Consider the following 16,089-nt stretch of genomic DNA (forward strand, 5'->3'; position numbering starts at 1 on the left):
AGAATAATCATGTTTTACCCTTTAAAAACGCATACCTACCCCAAGGTCTATTTGTACTAAACACCTTTACACTAAATTGAGAAGGAATTAATTATGAGTAAGACCCTAATTATTGGCGCTAGCGGACAAATAGGTAAAATGGCAACCGAGCTGCTTTTAAACAATGAGCAAAATGTATCTGCATTAGTGCGCGATAAAAGCAAGTTAAGTGATTTAGATAGCCCGTTTTTAACTATTGTAGAGCAAGACCTCGAAGGCGATTTTTCTACTGCGTTAAAAGATTGCGACCAAGTAATATTTGCTGCAGGCTCTGGCGGAAGTACAGGCACAGATAAAACTGTGCTAATTGATTTATGGGCGGCTACCAAAGCAGCCACGTATGCTAAAGAGCATGGCGTTAAGCATTTTATTATGATCAGCTCTATTGGCGCTGACGATCCAGACTCGATAGAAAGCGACTTAAAACCTTACTTAGTTGCCAAACATATGGCCGATGAGCACCTTATCAACAGTGGTTTAAACTACACCATAGTGCGCCCTGGTACTTTAACCAATGAAAGCGCCTCGATGAAAGTAACCACAGAGCGCCCAAGCGATCGTTCTAAAGCTAAAATTAGCCGCGAAAACGTAGCCAATGCCTTGTTGCATATTGCTAAAAATACATTTAATGGCAACCGCGTTTTTGAGTTATTTGATGGTGAAACACCGATTAAAACAGCTGTAAAATAAATTAGGCCTTGTTGCCCTTTGCAACTCCCATGCAAAGGGCACTCTACTTAGGTGCAACAGAACCCTCTATGCACCGCCTCCTCTTTAAATTTATAAATGTAAACAACACGTTTAAATCGCTTTAATAACACAAATCAACATCGTCCCTAATAAAAGCACAGAAAAAACAAGTATTTCCGTTAAAACGGCTATAAAACAGCATGTTGAGATTATGAAAGGTTAATTTTTGTTCAGGCTTTTTTACTAGTTTAATAAGGTTAAATACTAGAAACCCCTTATTTTATCTGGTAAATTAACAGCGTGTTAAAACAATAATAAAATTCCTCAACGGAAGTTGCACGAATAAGGACATAGCGTGAGCGCCTCATTTAAAATTATTTTTAATGGTCAGTTACATCAAAATGCTGACATTAGTACCGTACAAGAGCAACTTTGTCAGTTTTTAAAAATTCCCCATAATGTCGTTGTAAAATTATTTGATGGCCGAGCCTATGCACTCGTTAAAGACCTATCGAGTATTGATGCAGTTAAAACCGAATCACAGCTGAAAAGCTTTGGCTTAATAACTAAGGTTGAACCGCACGCAAGTGTAAGGGCGCCCCAAAGTACAGCGGGTACTAAACTAATTGTTACTAACAACGAGCCAGCGGGAAAAAACATAGCCAATACAATAACCAGCATTAAAAAGGCCGGCGTAAATAGCCCTGCCACCCTGCCTAAACTTGCACTGCAAAGTGCGTTATTTTTTTGCTATAGCTTATTATTCATCTGCCTTATTTGCTCAGCAGTAATAAGCTTTAACACACTTAAAATGAGTATGATAGACAGCTCAATAGCTTCACCCTCTACAACATTAAATTACGTTAATTATAAGCAGTACTTAGCAAATCAAAAAAAGCACCCAGAAGTCACCTTGCCTAGCACCCACAGCACAGATGAGCTTAACCAAAGGGCGCAGCAAAAAATTGATAGCTATTTTGCTCGCTTTTCAGCGCACATAAACAGTTACGCAAAGATTCTAAAGCAACCAAACATAAACAGCATGGGCGCAGGAAAGTTAAAGCAGCACTTACAAGAAATAGACGCGCTAGGCACGGAATATATATTTTGGGAGCAATTAATTAACCTTGCTAAATCGCTCAACAACGACGCCCATGTAATGAGCAAGCTTGCTAATGATAACCCAGATAAAATTCAGTGGATCAACGCCGTTGACTGGATAAGCCAAAGCTATATTAGGCAACAACAAAATAAGCCTGACGCTTTACCGGCCTCGCCTACAAACACACAACTCGCCAAGTCACCAATTTTAGATTTAACTCTGCTAATTAGCTTAATGTCGTTCTTAACGCTTATTATTATTAGTATTAAAATGAAAGTAAGATCGTTAAAAATGAAGCTAGCCACGATAAGCGCCGCTTAGATTAAGCCCATAAAAAACCGCCAATTTGATTACTCAAATTGGCGGTTTTTTATGGTTTTTAAGTAACGAACTTAAATACCTGTATTGGTGGGCTGGGGGAGTCTTAATCGGATACATAACAAACTGAAAATAAACTAATCTCACCTTCACAAAACCACTTGTTGTTACGATTGTTGTGACTATTTGTTTTTGTGTGGGTTCAAATTCGTGTTTTGCAGCTGAACCAATACAACGAAGCTAATTATTATTGTGGCTATCATTTACTACAGTAGTTATTTAATACATTAGGCTAAACAAACAATAATTAAGTACATTGCTAAAAAATTAAACATTTGTCATTCTACATAAGTATTTATTAATTTATAAAATCACACTAAGGATAGATATGTTTTTTTCTAAAAAAACAAAAACTGAATCAGATAAAAAAATTCCAATGTGGAGCATTTCTGAAAAAGGACTTAAAAACACAATAACCAATCAACTATACGATACCAGAGGCCTTTCTTACTGCTCAAAAGCTGATGGTGATAATGTTCATGCCACCATTTGGTACAACCATAAATACTTATGCAACTTAACTGTTGGAGCTAATCAATCTAACGTATTTAGAAATAATTACATAAGTGAATGTGACGCCTTTATAGATGATTTTGCAGACGTTGAATTTACTGATCTATTCGATAATGCAATAGAGTTATCAATACCAAACCTAAAAATAAAATCAGAAAGCTATGTATTAAGTGGTATAAGAACTTTAAACACTAACTCGGGTTATAAAATTCATCACTATGGCAAATATTTAACCACTGTTGACGAAAGCTATGCAAATTTAATTGAGCAAGCTAAAGATATACACCTAAAAAGAAAGTGTGGTGTTTTTGGCAGTAATACTAAAAAAAAGCTAGATGAAGCAAAAAAGAATAAAGCAGAACTAAATAAACGACCCATTATAAATCCAGACCAAATCTTAGTAACAACTGAAACAGCACCAAACTTAAATATTATAAAGCGTATTGACGTAATTACAGCTGAATGTGTTTATGGAATGAATATTTTCAAAGATATTTTTGCCAGCTTTACTGATGTTTTTGGTGGGCGCAGTAACAGTATTCAAAACACGCTAAGAGATGCAAGGAAAACAGCCTTAACAGAACTGAGAAAGGAAGCAGCTTTAGTTGGGGCTAATGCAGTAATAGCCGTTGATTTAGACTACAGTGAAATTTCTGGCGGTGGTAAATCTGGTATGCTATTTATTGTTGCCTCTGGAACAGCTGTGGTTATCGAGTAGTTCTTTGATTATTGAAAGAATTAAACTCAGCTAATTTCTGACTTACTGTTTTCTTGAACACATTAAATTTTCATGTGTTCAAGTTCACACACTTTGAATAACTAAATTTTAATTAAAACCTAAATCCTCTTTTTTAGCATTTGGTTTTGTTAAGCCATGATACCCGATTGAAAACACAGAATTTGTATTAATGCCAATTGTTACAAAAGATAGCGTCAATACAAAATCAGAGCTTTTCCATTGAAGTGATGTTTTATTTCCCTCAACCTGTGTGTATTCACCAAATAGAGTATTTAATTTATTAAGCAAAGCACCATAGTCGTCGCTATTATAATATACCGCTACACCGTTCAAACGATTTTCAGCATCAAAAGAAAAATATAATTTTTGATCCTCTCTAGGCACACCTAAAACTTCTTTTGAATCTTTTAATTCAAGCCAAACAATATCACCAATACTTTCTTTGTTCGTATTGGGTAATTTGTTTGCGACAGCTTCCAACGAATCACCCCATTGTGTACCAAAAACACCATCGCCAAACAACTCTGTAATAGTTGTCGCTTTTGAAGGGGATAGAAAGAGTAAAAATATAACACCTAATAAGACTCTCATGACTTTCCTTAATTTGAATCGTAGGGTAAGTTTGGACTTGAATAAACTTACCAAGCCAATAAGTTATTGTAACACTTATATATGAACTGCTTGCCAGTAAACAGGTAGACTAATGTAAGAGATCGGCTTCTTGACTAGAGGTAAAAAGCTTACATTACTTGAATCGTAATAATAGCTCTCTTTTTTAGGACTCAATAACCCCTTGCGCATATCTCTCCGTAAAAGCTTGAACGGGTGTATTTTCGTAAATAAATGTCAAGTTTTATCAGGTTTTGTGGGGAGTATTTAGTACGCCCGTTCATTAAAATAGTTAAGTTATGTTAAGTTTTAATGAGGTTTTATGAGGTAGGTCATATAAAAATAAGCTATTAGGCTGCTCGTGACTTACGAAAACACCTATTTAATTTGCTTAGGCTTAACCCTACTAGAACCATGGTTTTTGGTTTGTGGTGGTTTGTAGCCCTTCCCTCTGGCTTTAGCAAGGTAAGATATACGCCATATAGCGCCTTGCTTTTTATCATACTCATTTCGTTTAAATCTATAAAAACAATTTTCTGGTAACCATGGACGCACAGCCAGTGTATTTCCGATTTCTAAAATAAATTCATTTATCTTGCTTGGATAGCTTACTTTGTTGGCATCAAGAATAACGACCACATGATAATGCTGCTTTTTCGCTCTTTCTTGCTCCCGCGTCCAATGGTAACCAAAAATAGGCATTTTATACCTTTGCTCTATAAAGCCGCTCAAGCTTTCCATAACAGCAATAATAAAACGGTTAGCATTTGTTTGATATGGAATACCAATATCAAATCTTAAAACTAAAACTTGGCTATAGTGCGTTAAAACTGACTCGAGTTGATCTAACATGCTTTTCATTTGCATGGTGTATATACCACTTTTTTTACATGAACCTGCCACAAATTTTGACCGTGTTGTATCACTGGTGAATGACTCACATACTGATAATTTGCCACACCAACTCCTAAGCAAACTAATAGATAATATAAATATCCGATAAATTACAAAGCAATAATTAGAATGAGAAAACTCGCGTTACACTTAAACAAAAAGCCTATAAAGTTAAGAGGCACTCACAATTAATTAAAATTTGAGTGTCGTAAACCTATTAATCAACACCGCTTATAACCGCATTTTTTACAAACTATGCAAATTGACTTATGGATAAAGGTGTTTCGAGATAGTAACAACTAACATTTCTAAGTAATTTCATGGTGGGAAACAGTACAAATCTTATGTAAGATATCGGTTGCTGGTGGGGCAAAAGCACCACCAGCTTTACATACCTTTCGCTGATTTTGACTGCCATCTTAATCAGCTTTTTTTCTAATCGTCATTACTGGCTTTGAGCTTTTCAGATAAAAACTTAACCCGACTAATAGCCCAACCCTCGCCCCGTTCTTTAATGTCTTTTATGTAGGCTTTATCTTTGCTAATTCGCCTTAACGCATACACATTACTTTGAACCTTTTTTCTTTGGTTCTCTCGGTCATTAAAAAAGTCGAAAATTTGCTGATATGTCATAAAATGCCGCACATGATTTCCTCGTACTCTTTCACTTGTAAACTCTATGAAATAACTTGTTTTGAGTGCGCTGGATACTGCATCTTCTTTATCTATCTCTATATCTGCATAACCTCTACCAATAGGGCTAGAACTCATACCATTAAGCCAAGCAAGTAAAAGCTTCCTATGCTCTACCTCCATGCTTAAAAGCTCTTTAAACGCATCAGGGGCTTTTATCTCTAATGACTCTAGTGTGATAAGCGAGTGTATATCGTTAAAATTAATCATTAGCTGCCTCCAAATGAGTGTATTGCGCAAGTAAGTTTTTGCGTTTAGTCACCAGTTCACGTACAAAATCTTTTATTTGCTGGTTACTGTAGCCAGCAATAGTTACTGCTAAAGTTGCATTAACCTCATGCTCATAGAATGCTACGGCTCTTAAACCTAATTTTATTGGGGGTGGTATTAGACCTGAATTAATCTTGTGCTGCAGAAGTGTCTTTCCACAAGCAAAGGTGTTTAGTAATTCGGACTTTCTAACGAGTTTTAAATTAGACATTTTATTGTTCCTTAAGAGTTGTTTAAACGTCGTAACGAACAATAAGTTATTTGTACTTTGGGCGTTGGCATATGAATATATTCATTTGCCAACTATTTTATCTTTTTTAAACCACCGTCTTACAGTATCAACTTTATACGTGTTAATGATTTCATCAGCCTCAGCTTGAGAAAATTTACTGCTGAAGCGGGTAATTGCCAACTCTGCAGCGCGCTTAACTGAATAATTATTTTCATTTAAAAGTTTTTTGGCTATCTCAATAATTTCTTGTTTATGCGAACCTGGCTTTGAGCCACCTGGGTTACACTTCAAAACTTGATTTTTAATACCATCAATTTTTAGTTGAGTGATTACCAAATCTAAGCTATCTGCGTAATAATCAAGTGAAGCACCTAATAACGAACTTTTAACTTCATTTAAAATATCAATTAGATCTAGCTCCTCTTTTTCAGAGTTCATATTTCTGAATCTTGCCTGCTTAGCTAGTAGTACCTCATAGGGGATCATGTTATTTTCTGCATTGCAAAGCTGGTATTTTAAAATAGCTATTTCTTTATCTGAATCAGATAATCTTTCTAAATCAGTTAAAAATTTATCACTATTTTTTTTAAAACTATCTCCGATACTCTCGCCTAATTTTATTTCTTCATCTGGATTAGTATCTTGAATCTCACCAAAAACAATATTATCGATTATCTCATCTCTTATTAAGCATTCAGCATCTGGGTACTGTTCTCGTGGTTTAACTAGTAATTCTTTTAAAAAATCACGATGCTCTTTTAAGCCTTTTTTTCTTTCATCCTTATCCATTTAAACCACCTTCAAACCTTTAATACCAGCTAACGAACTGCTGCCACTTGCCGCACTTTCGATATGTTCAGACCACCAGCACATCATGGTTTTTCTGCGCTCAAAATAATCAGTGCGGTTATATGCTCTCCTTACCTCATTTGTATCTATATGTGCTAAAGCTGCCTCTATTACATCAGGGTCAAATCCTTGTGCATTGAGCGTTGTACTAGCAAGCGAGCGTAAACCATGCGCTACCAGCTCGCCCTTAAATCCCATACGCTTCATTGCTGCGTTAGCTGTTTGCACGTTTGTGTGGCTGCGTGGGTCTCTATCTGCGGGAAATACATATTCGGGGTGTGCGCTTATTGGTTTCATTAGCTCAAGTAAAGCAAGTGTTTGCGGTGTAAGGGGTATGCGTTGCTCTTTGCCTTTTTTCATTTGCTCGGCAGGTATAACCCACACACCAGCATTTAAGTCTATATCTTGCCATTTAGCCGTTGCAGCCTCATTAGGGCGCGTCATGGTGTGTAACTGCCATTCAATTAAACAACGTGTTGTAAGCTTAATACTGGCACGATTTAAAGCACTCATTAACTCTGGTAGCCTATCCGCTTCAATAGACGGCATAGCGCTTTTTTTAGGCGCTTGGAATGCTTGTCTTATATTCGCTAGTGGATTGGCTTCTATAAGCCCACAGTTAACCGCATGAACCATTACTTCGTTAATACGCTGGCATAGCCTTTTAACAGTCTCTAAGCTCCCCTTTGCCTCTACGGGGCGCACTAGCTCTATTACCTGAAAGGCTTTTAATTTACTTATTGGTTCATCACCAAACGCAGGAAAGGCATGATTTTTTAAAAGGTTGAGTGCTGCTTCGGCTGTTTGTGGTTTAATTTCTGTTTTCTTTTTCTCAAACCACATTAAAGCAACGGCTTTAAATGTTTGTAGGTGTGTTTCTTGTGCTTGTTTTTCATCTAGCTGGCGCTGGTGGATAGGGTCGATATTTTCAAGCACTAAGGCTTTATATTTTCTATGGCGCTCACGGGCTTTTGCAAGGCTTATGTCTGGGTATGAACCAAGCCTCATATTTTTACGTTTTTTAGTAATAGGTGCTGTGTAGTTATAAAGCCAAAACTTACCACCACTGGGTTTTATCCGTAATGTTAAGCCGCCACCATCAGTGAGATTATATTCCTTAGTCTCTGGTTTAGCTGCTTCGACCTGCTTTGCATTGAGTTTGTGAATAGCCATTTGTAACAACGACCCCTATGTAATATTCCAGTTGTTACGTTTAGTGTTACAACAAATCGCGGTTGTTACGAGTTTTAAACGGTCACTAATGGTTAAGCTACAGGCATAAAAAAACCCGCAAGGCTCGAATTAACTAGCGTTGCGGGTCTTTCACGGTTCTTAGCAACGTATCTAAAAACCTTTATTGGTGGAGCTGGGGGGATTTGAACCCCCGTCCGAAAAGCCTCGACCGTCGGTACTACATGTTTAGTATTGTCATTTAGTTAACCTTTAAATCCCGGACAAACACGGTAGATAAAGGCGAGGCCGCTTAGTTTTAACGCTTCAACCCCGGCCAGGGTTTCCGTCGCGATCAGGTGTTAGGGTGACACTCCAAAATCCAGTCCACAAGAATACATGGAAGGAGCGCTAGCCAGCCTAAGCTGCTAGAGAGTAGTTATCGTCGTTTGCGATTACTTTAAATTGCGGCTTTTTTACGAGGCAAACCGCACCTCGACATGCACCTCAGGCTTCTTGAATTCCGTCGAATCCTAATCAGCCCCTGAAATATGAATTTCTTTCAGTGAGGGCAGTATAACTGAGTAAACGTCTGATACTCAAGGGGTGTGACACTTTTATTTTAGCCTACAGAATCAAGTGAACAGTTAATAAGCACAAGTTTGCAAAAAAGCAAACAAATACTGAACATTTACTTAACATACCGTTCAAGTTGTGCTCAAATAAGGAGTTAATTTTTACGCAGAGGCTTAAGTTTTTGTAGTGAAAGTAATAATCATAATAACAGGCATAATCGTAGGGAATTTATAAATGTCGGTTTTTTTATTTAATGAACAAACGGGTGAGCTGGCGTTATCTGCGCACCCTATTGATAATGGATTTCCGGTAACAAGCGCTCAGCTTATTGAGCTACTTGAGCAGTCGGATTATTGCGAGTTTGAAGTGCTCTCTGGCAATATTGGTAAGTTATTTTCACCAAGTAAAAATTATCAGCAAGAGTCATTAGTAATTGCCAAAGCAACGGACGCGAGCCTTGTTATTAATGTTGATGAAAAAAACATGGTTGCTGAGGCAACACTTACCACGGCCAGAGGCGGTGCTTTACTTTCTATGGAAGCCGCTCAAGCCGCGCTGGCTGAAGCTGGTGTGAAAAAAGGGATTAGCCCTCGTGCACTTGATACGTTTTTAGGACAGCAATTTTCTCATCCTGCAGGTACAGCATATAGCGCTATTGTGGCCCATGGCCGAACCCCCAAAGAAGGCAGTGATGCGAGGTTTGTTCGCCTTTGCTCTACTGCGCAAGACCGCGTACTTAGCCCTCAAGCAAAAGAAGGTGGCAAGGTGGATATGAAAGACCTTGGCGCCATTATTACCGTAAAACCCGGCACTCCTTTAATGCAGCGTGTAGCTGCTACACCCGGGGAGGATGGCTATACGGTTTTTGGCGACCTAATTAAGGCCACGCCAGGTAAAGAGCATGAATTACAGCCCTTTGAAGGCACAAAAATAGACCCTAACAACCCAAACATGCTCATTGCCGATTGTAAGGGCGTGCCTGTTGCACTACCCAGAGGCATGCGGGTGGACGACGTTTTATGCTTTCATAATGTAGATGTAAGCACGGGCCATGTTGATTTTGATGGCAGCGTAATTATCTCTGGTGATGTTAAAGATGGTATGCGGGTTAAAGCCAATGGCGATATTACTGTATTAGGGTTTGTTGAATCAGGCACGATTGAAAGTCAAAGCGCGGTCACTATTATGCTCGGCGCTATTGGGCGCAAGCGTGAAAATGAAGAAGCATTTACTTGTGAAATTTCAGCTAAGCGTACCATTTCTATTGGCTATGCCCAGTACTGTAATATTAAAAGTGCACAGGATTTGTTTATAGAGCGCCAGGCCTTGCATTGTAATTTAAGTGCAAGGCGCTTAATACGGGTAGGTAAAGCAGGTAACCCGCGCGGAAAAATAATTGGGGGTAATATTCTTGATGCTATGCGTATTGAAACAGGGGAACTAGGTGCACCTGCAGGCACTAAAACACGCGTGTTTTTAGCTCAAAACTGGCATGAACTGCGCTCAAAGCAGTCTCAGATAATTGATTTTGAAAAGGTGTTAGCAAGTAAAACATCGGCGCTTAATCAAGCTAAAGAAAAAGCGATAAAAATTCCTGTTGCAGCTCAACGACAACAGCTGTTAGATAAAATTGCCGCTAATGAGCAGCATATAAAAACGCGTGCTATGCACGTACAACGTCAAAAAAGATTGGTGAAGCAAAAAATTTCTCAGCTATTAGCCACTAGCCGCTTAAAAATTAATGAAATAATGCACCCAGGTGTGGAGCTTAAAATAGCAAAAGACACAAAACAGTTTTCGCGTATTTACCCACCCCACTTGGTAAAACTGTCTGAGGGGAAAATCACTCAGTCGTTTTAGTATCCTCTTGAGTGTTTTCAGTTTCTTGAGCGTCACTTTCAGGTAGTGGCGCTAACGGCCAGCCCCCTAATTCTTGCCAACGATTTACTATTAAACAATACAGCTCTGCTGTGCGCTCTGTATCGTAAAGTGCAGAGTGTGCTTGGCTGTTATCAAACTCAATGCCCGCGGCTCTACATGCTTTAGCCAGTACCGTTTGGCCTAACGCTAATCCTGCAAGCGAGGTTGTGTCAAAGCTTACAAATGGATGAAATGGCGTACGCTTAATATTGTTACGCTCAATGGCTGCATTTAAAAAACCATGATCAAAGGCAGCATTATGTGCCACTACAACTGAGCGTTGACACCCGGCGGCTTTTTGCGCTTTACGTACTGCTTTACAAATTTCTTTTATTGCTTCTTCTTCAGGTACAGCGCCACGCAGTGGACTAAACGGGTCTATGCCGTTAAATTCAATGGCAGCTTGTTCTATATTAGCACCTTCAAAAGGCTCTACATGAAAATGAACGGTATGATCTATGCTGAGTAACCCTTGGTCATCCATTTTTAAAATGGATACGGCAATTTCAAGTAAGGCGTCGGTTTCTTTATTAAAGCCGGCGGTTTCAACGTCGATTACAACAGGAAAAAAGCCGCGAAAGCGTTGTGCGAAAAGTGTTTGCTCAGTATTTGCCATAGTCTTCTTGGTTTGTGAGGATAAGCTCACTATTATGTCAAAATTGAGGGCGACTCGGCTAGGGCTTTATAATTTTTTTAATGAATATATTGTAGGCATGCTATTTGCTTTCTAATAACTGCTACCCGTATTGGCTATTAATTGAGCCTAGCTTTTGTAGCACGCCAAAATATTGGCTTAGTAGATTAACTGGAGCGTTTTATGAAGTGTAAGTTGTTTTTTATTAGCGTAAGCCTTGGCACCGTCCTGATGAGCTATTCATCGCAAGCGGCTATGCGTCAATACAGCGCAAATCAAGATAACTCTAACTGGGAAGTTATAAAAACAACACGCTTACAGTGCCAGCTAAACCACGAAGTGCCCTACTATGGCGAGGCTATTTTTAAGGCATCGGCAAGTAAAAATAAAAATTTAACTTTTAATTTAGATATGGTTGTGCGTCCGGAAAATTATGATATAGCAGGTTTAAAGGCGGTGCCACCAGCATGGCGAGCAGGCTTGCCCACGCGTGATATAACTTCTATGAAGTTACTTAAAAAGTTTGATGGTGAGCTTGGTAATAAAACCGCATGGGAAATGCTGAGCGAACTTGAAAAAGGGTTTCATCCTACCTTTTACTACCAAGACTGGCAAAATAGTGCCGACAAAATTGCCGTTGGTATTTCAAGCGTTAATTTTAAACAAGCCTATTGGGCATTTTTGCAGTGCCGAGATGAGCTTTTACCGTACAGTTTTGAGGATATTTCATTTACCGTAATGAACTACCAATCAAATAGCAGCAAGCTCACTAAAGAGTCACAAAAGCGCTTAGATAAAATTGCTGAGTATTTAAAAAATGACACGAGTATTGAATCTATCAGTATTGATTCGTATACCGATAGTTACGGTGGCCGCTGGAATAACTTAGACTTATCGCGTAAGCGTGCCAATGCGATAAAAGACTATATGGTCAGCTTAGGTGTTGATGAAAACAAAGTACAAACCACAGGCCTTGGTGAAAAACGCTTTGTTGATACCAATGAAAATATTTTAGGCCGAAATAAAAACCGCCGCTTAATTATTCAAATAGCGAAAATGTAACTACTTTAAGCGCGTAAATACAGCTGTAAATTCATGGTTACATTATTATTTACGCGCATTTATTACAAAACTATTTATGTTTTAAGTAACTAGTTATATCTTGAGTGCCTCTCACACATTTTAGGATAGTTAAGTGCTTAAAAATAAAACAATAGGCAGCATGTTAATTGTTGCAGGCACCACCATAGGCGCTGGTATGCTAGCGTTACCCATTGCCTCTGCTGGGCTTGGCTTTAATACTGCACTTGCACTGATAATAGCCAGTTGGTTACTAATGACCTACACCGCTTTATTAATGCTAGAGCTCCACCAACACGCTCCCAGAGATGCAACCTTGAACACTTTAGCAAAACGCTGGTTAGGAAAGCGTGGGCAATATATTGCTAATTTCTCGATGGTATTTTTATTTTACGCCCTGTGTGCAGCTTATATTGCCGGTGGTGGCGCACAGTTACAGTCGCGGATTAGTAGTGATTTAAGCATAAACATCGCACCACAAATAGCCTCTGTGGTTTTGGCCGCTGTAATTGGTAGCGTGGTTACTTTAGGTACCAGTAAAGTAGATAAACTCAACCGCGTATTATTTACTATTAAAATTATAGTATTAGGCAGTTTGTTTTATATGCTTACGCCCCATGTACAAGGTAAGCATTTACTTGAAATGCCCGTAGAGCAAGGGCTTATTTTATCTGCCTTGCCGGTTATTTTTACCTCGTTTGGTTTTCATGGCTCTATTCCGTCAATTGTTAAGTATGTAGGGCTAGAAACAAAAGTATTGCGTAAAGTAATGATTGCAGGGGCTGCTTTACCTTTAGTGATTTATATTTTTTGGCAACTGCTTAGCCAAGGTATTATGCAGCAAAGTGATTTACTCAATAGTAATGGCTTAACTGGCTTTGTAGAGAGTGTCGCGAATATTGCGCATAATCCGCAAGAAACAAGCGCCGTTACACTGTTTGCCGACTTAGCATTAGCCACCTCTTTTTTAGGTGTTAGCTTAGGCTTATTTGATTTTTTTGCTGATGCATTTAATAAAGGCGATACCAAATCAGAGAGAATAAAAACCGCACTAATTACCTTTATTCCTCCTTTAGGGTTTGCGTTGTTTTACCCTCAGGGATTTATAATGGCGCTGGGTTATGCAGCCATCGCCCTTGTGGTACTAGCTATATTTTTACCCGTGTCGATGGTTTATAAGCAGCGTAAGGTGGGCCCGCAATCAGGGTATAAAGTACGAAGTGGTAATGTTGGTTTAGCCGTTGCTGGGCTGTGCGGTATTGCAATTATTGTCGCCCAATTTATGCAAATGTTGGGATTAGTACCCGCTATTGGTTGATAAATTAAAGGCTAACCCCTTTAGCTTAAAGGGGTTAGCTCCAAGCCTTTAAAAAACGCGAGACTCACCGCGACCTGTAGCCTGAGACGCAGCTTGTAGCTCACCGTCTTTGTTTACAATAACCTGCAAGTCACCAAAGCCTCGCTCATCCAGTGTGTAGCCCATTTTTATAAGCTCAGTTTTTGTGTTTTCACTAAGCCCTGCATGCACTCTGATCACGTTTTTAGGCCACAACTGATGATGAAACCGCGTGCTGTTAACAATCTCCTCGGCGCTCATGTTAAATTCAACCGCATTTAAAATCGATTGATACACCGAGCTAATGATTGTTGTACCCCCAGGCGACCCCGTAACCATTTTAACGCGATTGTTTTTAAGCAGTATGGTTGGCGACATTGAGCTAAGCATACGCTTTTTTGGCTGAATTTCGTTTGCTTTACCACCGAGCGCGCCAAAGGCGTTCATTACCCCAGGTTTAGCGCTAAAGTCATCCATTTCGTCATTTAATATAAAGCCCGCACCTTCAACCACAACGCCACTACCAAAGCTTAAATTAATTGTTGTGGTATTGGCCACCGCATTACCCATTTTATCAATAATAGAAAAATGTGTGGTTTGCTCACTTTCTTTAAGCCCAGGTTTTATATTTTCGGTGGTGGAAATAGCGGTTAAAGAAATATCTTTACTGCGCCCTTTTAAATAATCAATATCAGTAAGCTCAGTCACTGGTACGTCAAAAAAGTCAGGATCGCCCAAGTACTCTGCTCTATCGGCAAACACACGTTTGCCTATTTCAGCAAGTAAATGTACGTATTGAGTAGAGTTATGTACTAGCCCCATTTCGCTTTTTTTAAGCTCAAACATTTTTAGCCACTGTAAAATAGCTATTCCACCAGAACTTGGTGGTGGAGCAGTTAATACTTCATAGCCATTCCAATTAGCCTTAATAGGCGTGCGCGACACAGCAGAGTAGTGAGCCAAATCTGCTTCATTAATAATACCGCCATGCTGGTGCATAAAGTTGGCAATAATGCGGGCTGTTTCACCTTTATAAAATCCGTCTTGGCCGTTATCTCTTATTCGTTTTAAAGTAGCCGCTAGCTCGGGTTGTTTAAACACCTGATTTGCTTTTATATCTGCAAAATAGTGCTTAAAATTTACATTTATTTTTTGCTTGTCTAAATGAGCAATGTATTGCTTAACGCCTTTGGCCAATTTGGGCGGCACCTTAAAGCCTTGCTCTGCTAAGGTAACCGCCGGCTGTACTAATGTTTGCCATTTTAAGGTGCCGTGTTTTTTGTGAGCCAACCACATACCAGCTACACTCCCCGGTACGCCACTGGCGTGAATACCATAAATTGACTTGTTTTTAATTACATTGCCCTTGGCATCTAAATACATATCTCTGTGCGCTGCTTGGGGGGCGGTTTCACGATAGTCTATAAAATCACTTTTTCCTTCTTTTTGTATAAGCATAAAACCTCCCCCGCCAATATTACCTGCCTCGGGAAGTGTTACCGCCAATACAAATTGCGCAGCTATAGCTGCATCAACAGCATTTCCACCTTGTTCTAAAATAGCTTGCGCGACATCTGCACTGAAAGCGTCAGGCATTGCTACCGCGCTTTTAGCAACTTGCTCTGCCTGCACGCTAAATATGCAAAATTGTGCAATCAATACACTCTTAACAATGAGCCTGCTTGGTCGAAAAAATAACCCCATAAAACATCCTTACTTTATTATTTTAATCTCGCTTGGCTCATTTATGCATACCATAGAATGCTAGGTCAATGTTTATACACGTTAATTTTTGTATGCTATAACGGCTTAGCGTATAAAACGGCATTTAAGTCGCCTTGCTCATCGGTATGCACATAATTTTTTACCCACCTAAGCCCAAGCTTTTGCATGACGCTAATTGAAGCTTTATTATCGGCCAGTGCCATTGCCGATAATGTTTTTATCTCTGGCTGCATTTTTAAAGCGTTACATAATGCGCTCGCAGCCTCAGTTGCAAAGCCTTGCCCCCAACTAGATTGTTTAAAGCGCCATCCTATTTCAATATTTGAAAAATCGGGCGTTTGAGTAAAAAAGTGCATAGGCCTAATAAGTACCCACCCTATAAAAGAGCCGTCTTTTTTTAGGGTGATTTTCCATAGCCCCCAACCTTTGTTTGCATTTTTGTAGGCAAGCATTCTGGGGATTCCTATTTCTTTAATTTGCTTTAATGAAGAAGGGATGCCCCGATTTATATATTTCATTACCGCGGGGTCTTGATCTAGTTCATACAACAAAGGCCAGTCGTGTTCATTCATTAATTCAAAATTTAAGCGTGTTGTTACAGGTGTGTTCATTTTCGTTGTTCTATTATTAGGGTGAATTA

The 16,089-nt window shown here is 39.1% G+C and carries 15 protein-coding genes and 1 other RNA gene; 6 read left to right on the plus strand and 10 right to left on the minus strand.

Annotated elements, in window-relative coordinates:
- Window positions 1-93: 93 nt before the first annotated feature.
- The 3 genes from AN389_RS06495 to AN389_RS20650 all read left to right on the plus strand — a co-directional run bounded on the left by AN389_RS06495 (window position 94) and on the right by AN389_RS20650 (window position 3,440).
- Entirely contained in the window at window positions 94-729 is a 636-nt protein-coding gene (locus AN389_RS06495; protein ID WP_055015812.1) for an NAD(P)-binding oxidoreductase, read from the plus strand.
- Between the two features lie 355 nt (window positions 730-1,084).
- Window positions 1,085-2,152 (plus strand): hypothetical protein, encoded by a 1,068-nt coding sequence (locus AN389_RS06500; protein WP_055019470.1) that lies wholly within the window; start codon window positions 1,085-1,087, stop codon window positions 2,150-2,152.
- A gap of 385 nt (window positions 2,153-2,537) precedes the next feature.
- Entirely contained in the window at window positions 2,538-3,440 is a 903-nt protein-coding gene (locus AN389_RS20650) for a YbjQ family protein (RefSeq protein ID WP_235575955.1), read from the plus strand.
- Between the two features lie 108 nt (window positions 3,441-3,548).
- Here the strand turns inward: AN389_RS20650 and AN389_RS06510 are convergent, their stop codons facing one another.
- The 7 genes from AN389_RS06510 to ssrA form a co-directional block, all read right to left on the minus strand.
- The gene (locus tag AN389_RS06510; RefSeq protein WP_055019471.1) at window positions 3,549-4,052 is read right to left on the minus strand and encodes a hypothetical protein; all 504 of its coding nucleotides are present in this window, start codon (window positions 4,050-4,052) and stop codon (window positions 3,549-3,551) included.
- Window positions 4,053-4,448: 396 nt separating this feature from the next.
- On the minus strand, window positions 4,449-4,922 hold the full coding sequence (locus AN389_RS06515) for an inovirus-type Gp2 protein (protein WP_235575956.1): 474 nt from the start codon (window positions 4,920-4,922) through the stop codon (window positions 4,449-4,451).
- A gap of 477 nt (window positions 4,923-5,399) precedes the next feature.
- Window positions 5,400-5,867 (minus strand): hypothetical protein, encoded by a 468-nt coding sequence (locus AN389_RS06520; protein WP_055019472.1) that lies wholly within the window; start codon window positions 5,865-5,867, stop codon window positions 5,400-5,402.
- Complete coding sequence (locus AN389_RS06525) at window positions 5,860-6,138, minus strand: AlpA family transcriptional regulator (protein WP_055019473.1); 279 nt, start codon at window positions 6,136-6,138, stop codon at window positions 5,860-5,862. The genes AN389_RS06520 and AN389_RS06525 overlap by 8 nt, the downstream gene beginning before the upstream one ends.
- 81 nt (window positions 6,139-6,219) lie before the next feature.
- Window positions 6,220-6,948 (minus strand): hypothetical protein, encoded by a 729-nt coding sequence (locus tag AN389_RS06530; protein WP_055019474.1) that lies wholly within the window; start codon window positions 6,946-6,948, stop codon window positions 6,220-6,222.
- Window positions 6,949-8,181 (minus strand): integrase domain-containing protein, encoded by a 1,233-nt coding sequence (locus tag AN389_RS06535; RefSeq protein ID WP_055019475.1) that lies wholly within the window; start codon window positions 8,179-8,181, stop codon window positions 6,949-6,951.
- A gap of 185 nt (window positions 8,182-8,366) precedes the next feature.
- Window positions 8,367-8,723, minus strand: a transfer-messenger RNA (tmRNA) gene (gene ssrA / locus AN389_RS20145).
- A 265-nt stretch (window positions 8,724-8,988) separates the two neighbouring features.
- Between ssrA and AN389_RS06540 the strand changes: the two genes are divergently transcribed.
- Window positions 8,989-10,614 (plus strand): DUF342 domain-containing protein, encoded by a 1,626-nt coding sequence (locus tag AN389_RS06540; RefSeq protein ID WP_055019476.1) that lies wholly within the window; start codon window positions 8,989-8,991, stop codon window positions 10,612-10,614.
- On the opposite strand, the gene rnt is transcribed toward AN389_RS06540, so the two are convergent.
- Window positions 10,598-11,290, minus strand: coding sequence for a ribonuclease T (rnt, locus tag AN389_RS06545; protein ID WP_055015815.1), 693 nt, complete (start codon window positions 11,288-11,290; stop codon window positions 10,598-10,600). The two genes, AN389_RS06540 and rnt, sit on opposite strands and share 17 nt — an antisense overlap.
- A gap of 201 nt (window positions 11,291-11,491) precedes the next feature.
- Here rnt and AN389_RS06550 point away from each other — a divergent pair, with 201 nt between their 5' ends.
- On the plus strand, window positions 11,492-12,370 hold the full coding sequence (locus AN389_RS06550; protein WP_055015816.1) for an OmpA family protein: 879 nt from the start codon (window positions 11,492-11,494) through the stop codon (window positions 12,368-12,370).
- A 133-nt stretch (window positions 12,371-12,503) separates the two neighbouring features.
- A complete protein-coding gene (locus AN389_RS06555; protein WP_082430540.1) occupies window positions 12,504-13,706 on the plus strand; it encodes an aromatic amino acid transport family protein in 1,203 nt (400 codons plus the stop codon).
- Window positions 13,707-13,754: 48 nt separating this feature from the next.
- Here the strand turns inward: AN389_RS06555 and ggt are convergent, their stop codons facing one another.
- Window positions 13,755-15,428: a gamma-glutamyltransferase gene (ggt, locus tag AN389_RS06560; RefSeq protein ID WP_055019477.1), complete on the minus strand. Its 1,674-nt coding sequence runs from the start codon at window positions 15,426-15,428 to the stop codon at window positions 13,755-13,757.
- A 95-nt stretch (window positions 15,429-15,523) separates the two neighbouring features.
- A complete protein-coding gene (locus AN389_RS06565) occupies window positions 15,524-16,060 on the minus strand; it encodes a GNAT family N-acetyltransferase (RefSeq protein WP_055019478.1) in 537 nt (178 codons plus the stop codon).
- Window positions 16,061-16,089 lie beyond the last annotated feature (29 nt).

The sequence above is a fragment of the Pseudoalteromonas sp. P1-7a genome, assembly GCF_001401855.1.
Classification (GTDB): domain Bacteria; phylum Pseudomonadota; class Gammaproteobacteria; order Enterobacterales; family Alteromonadaceae; genus Pseudoalteromonas.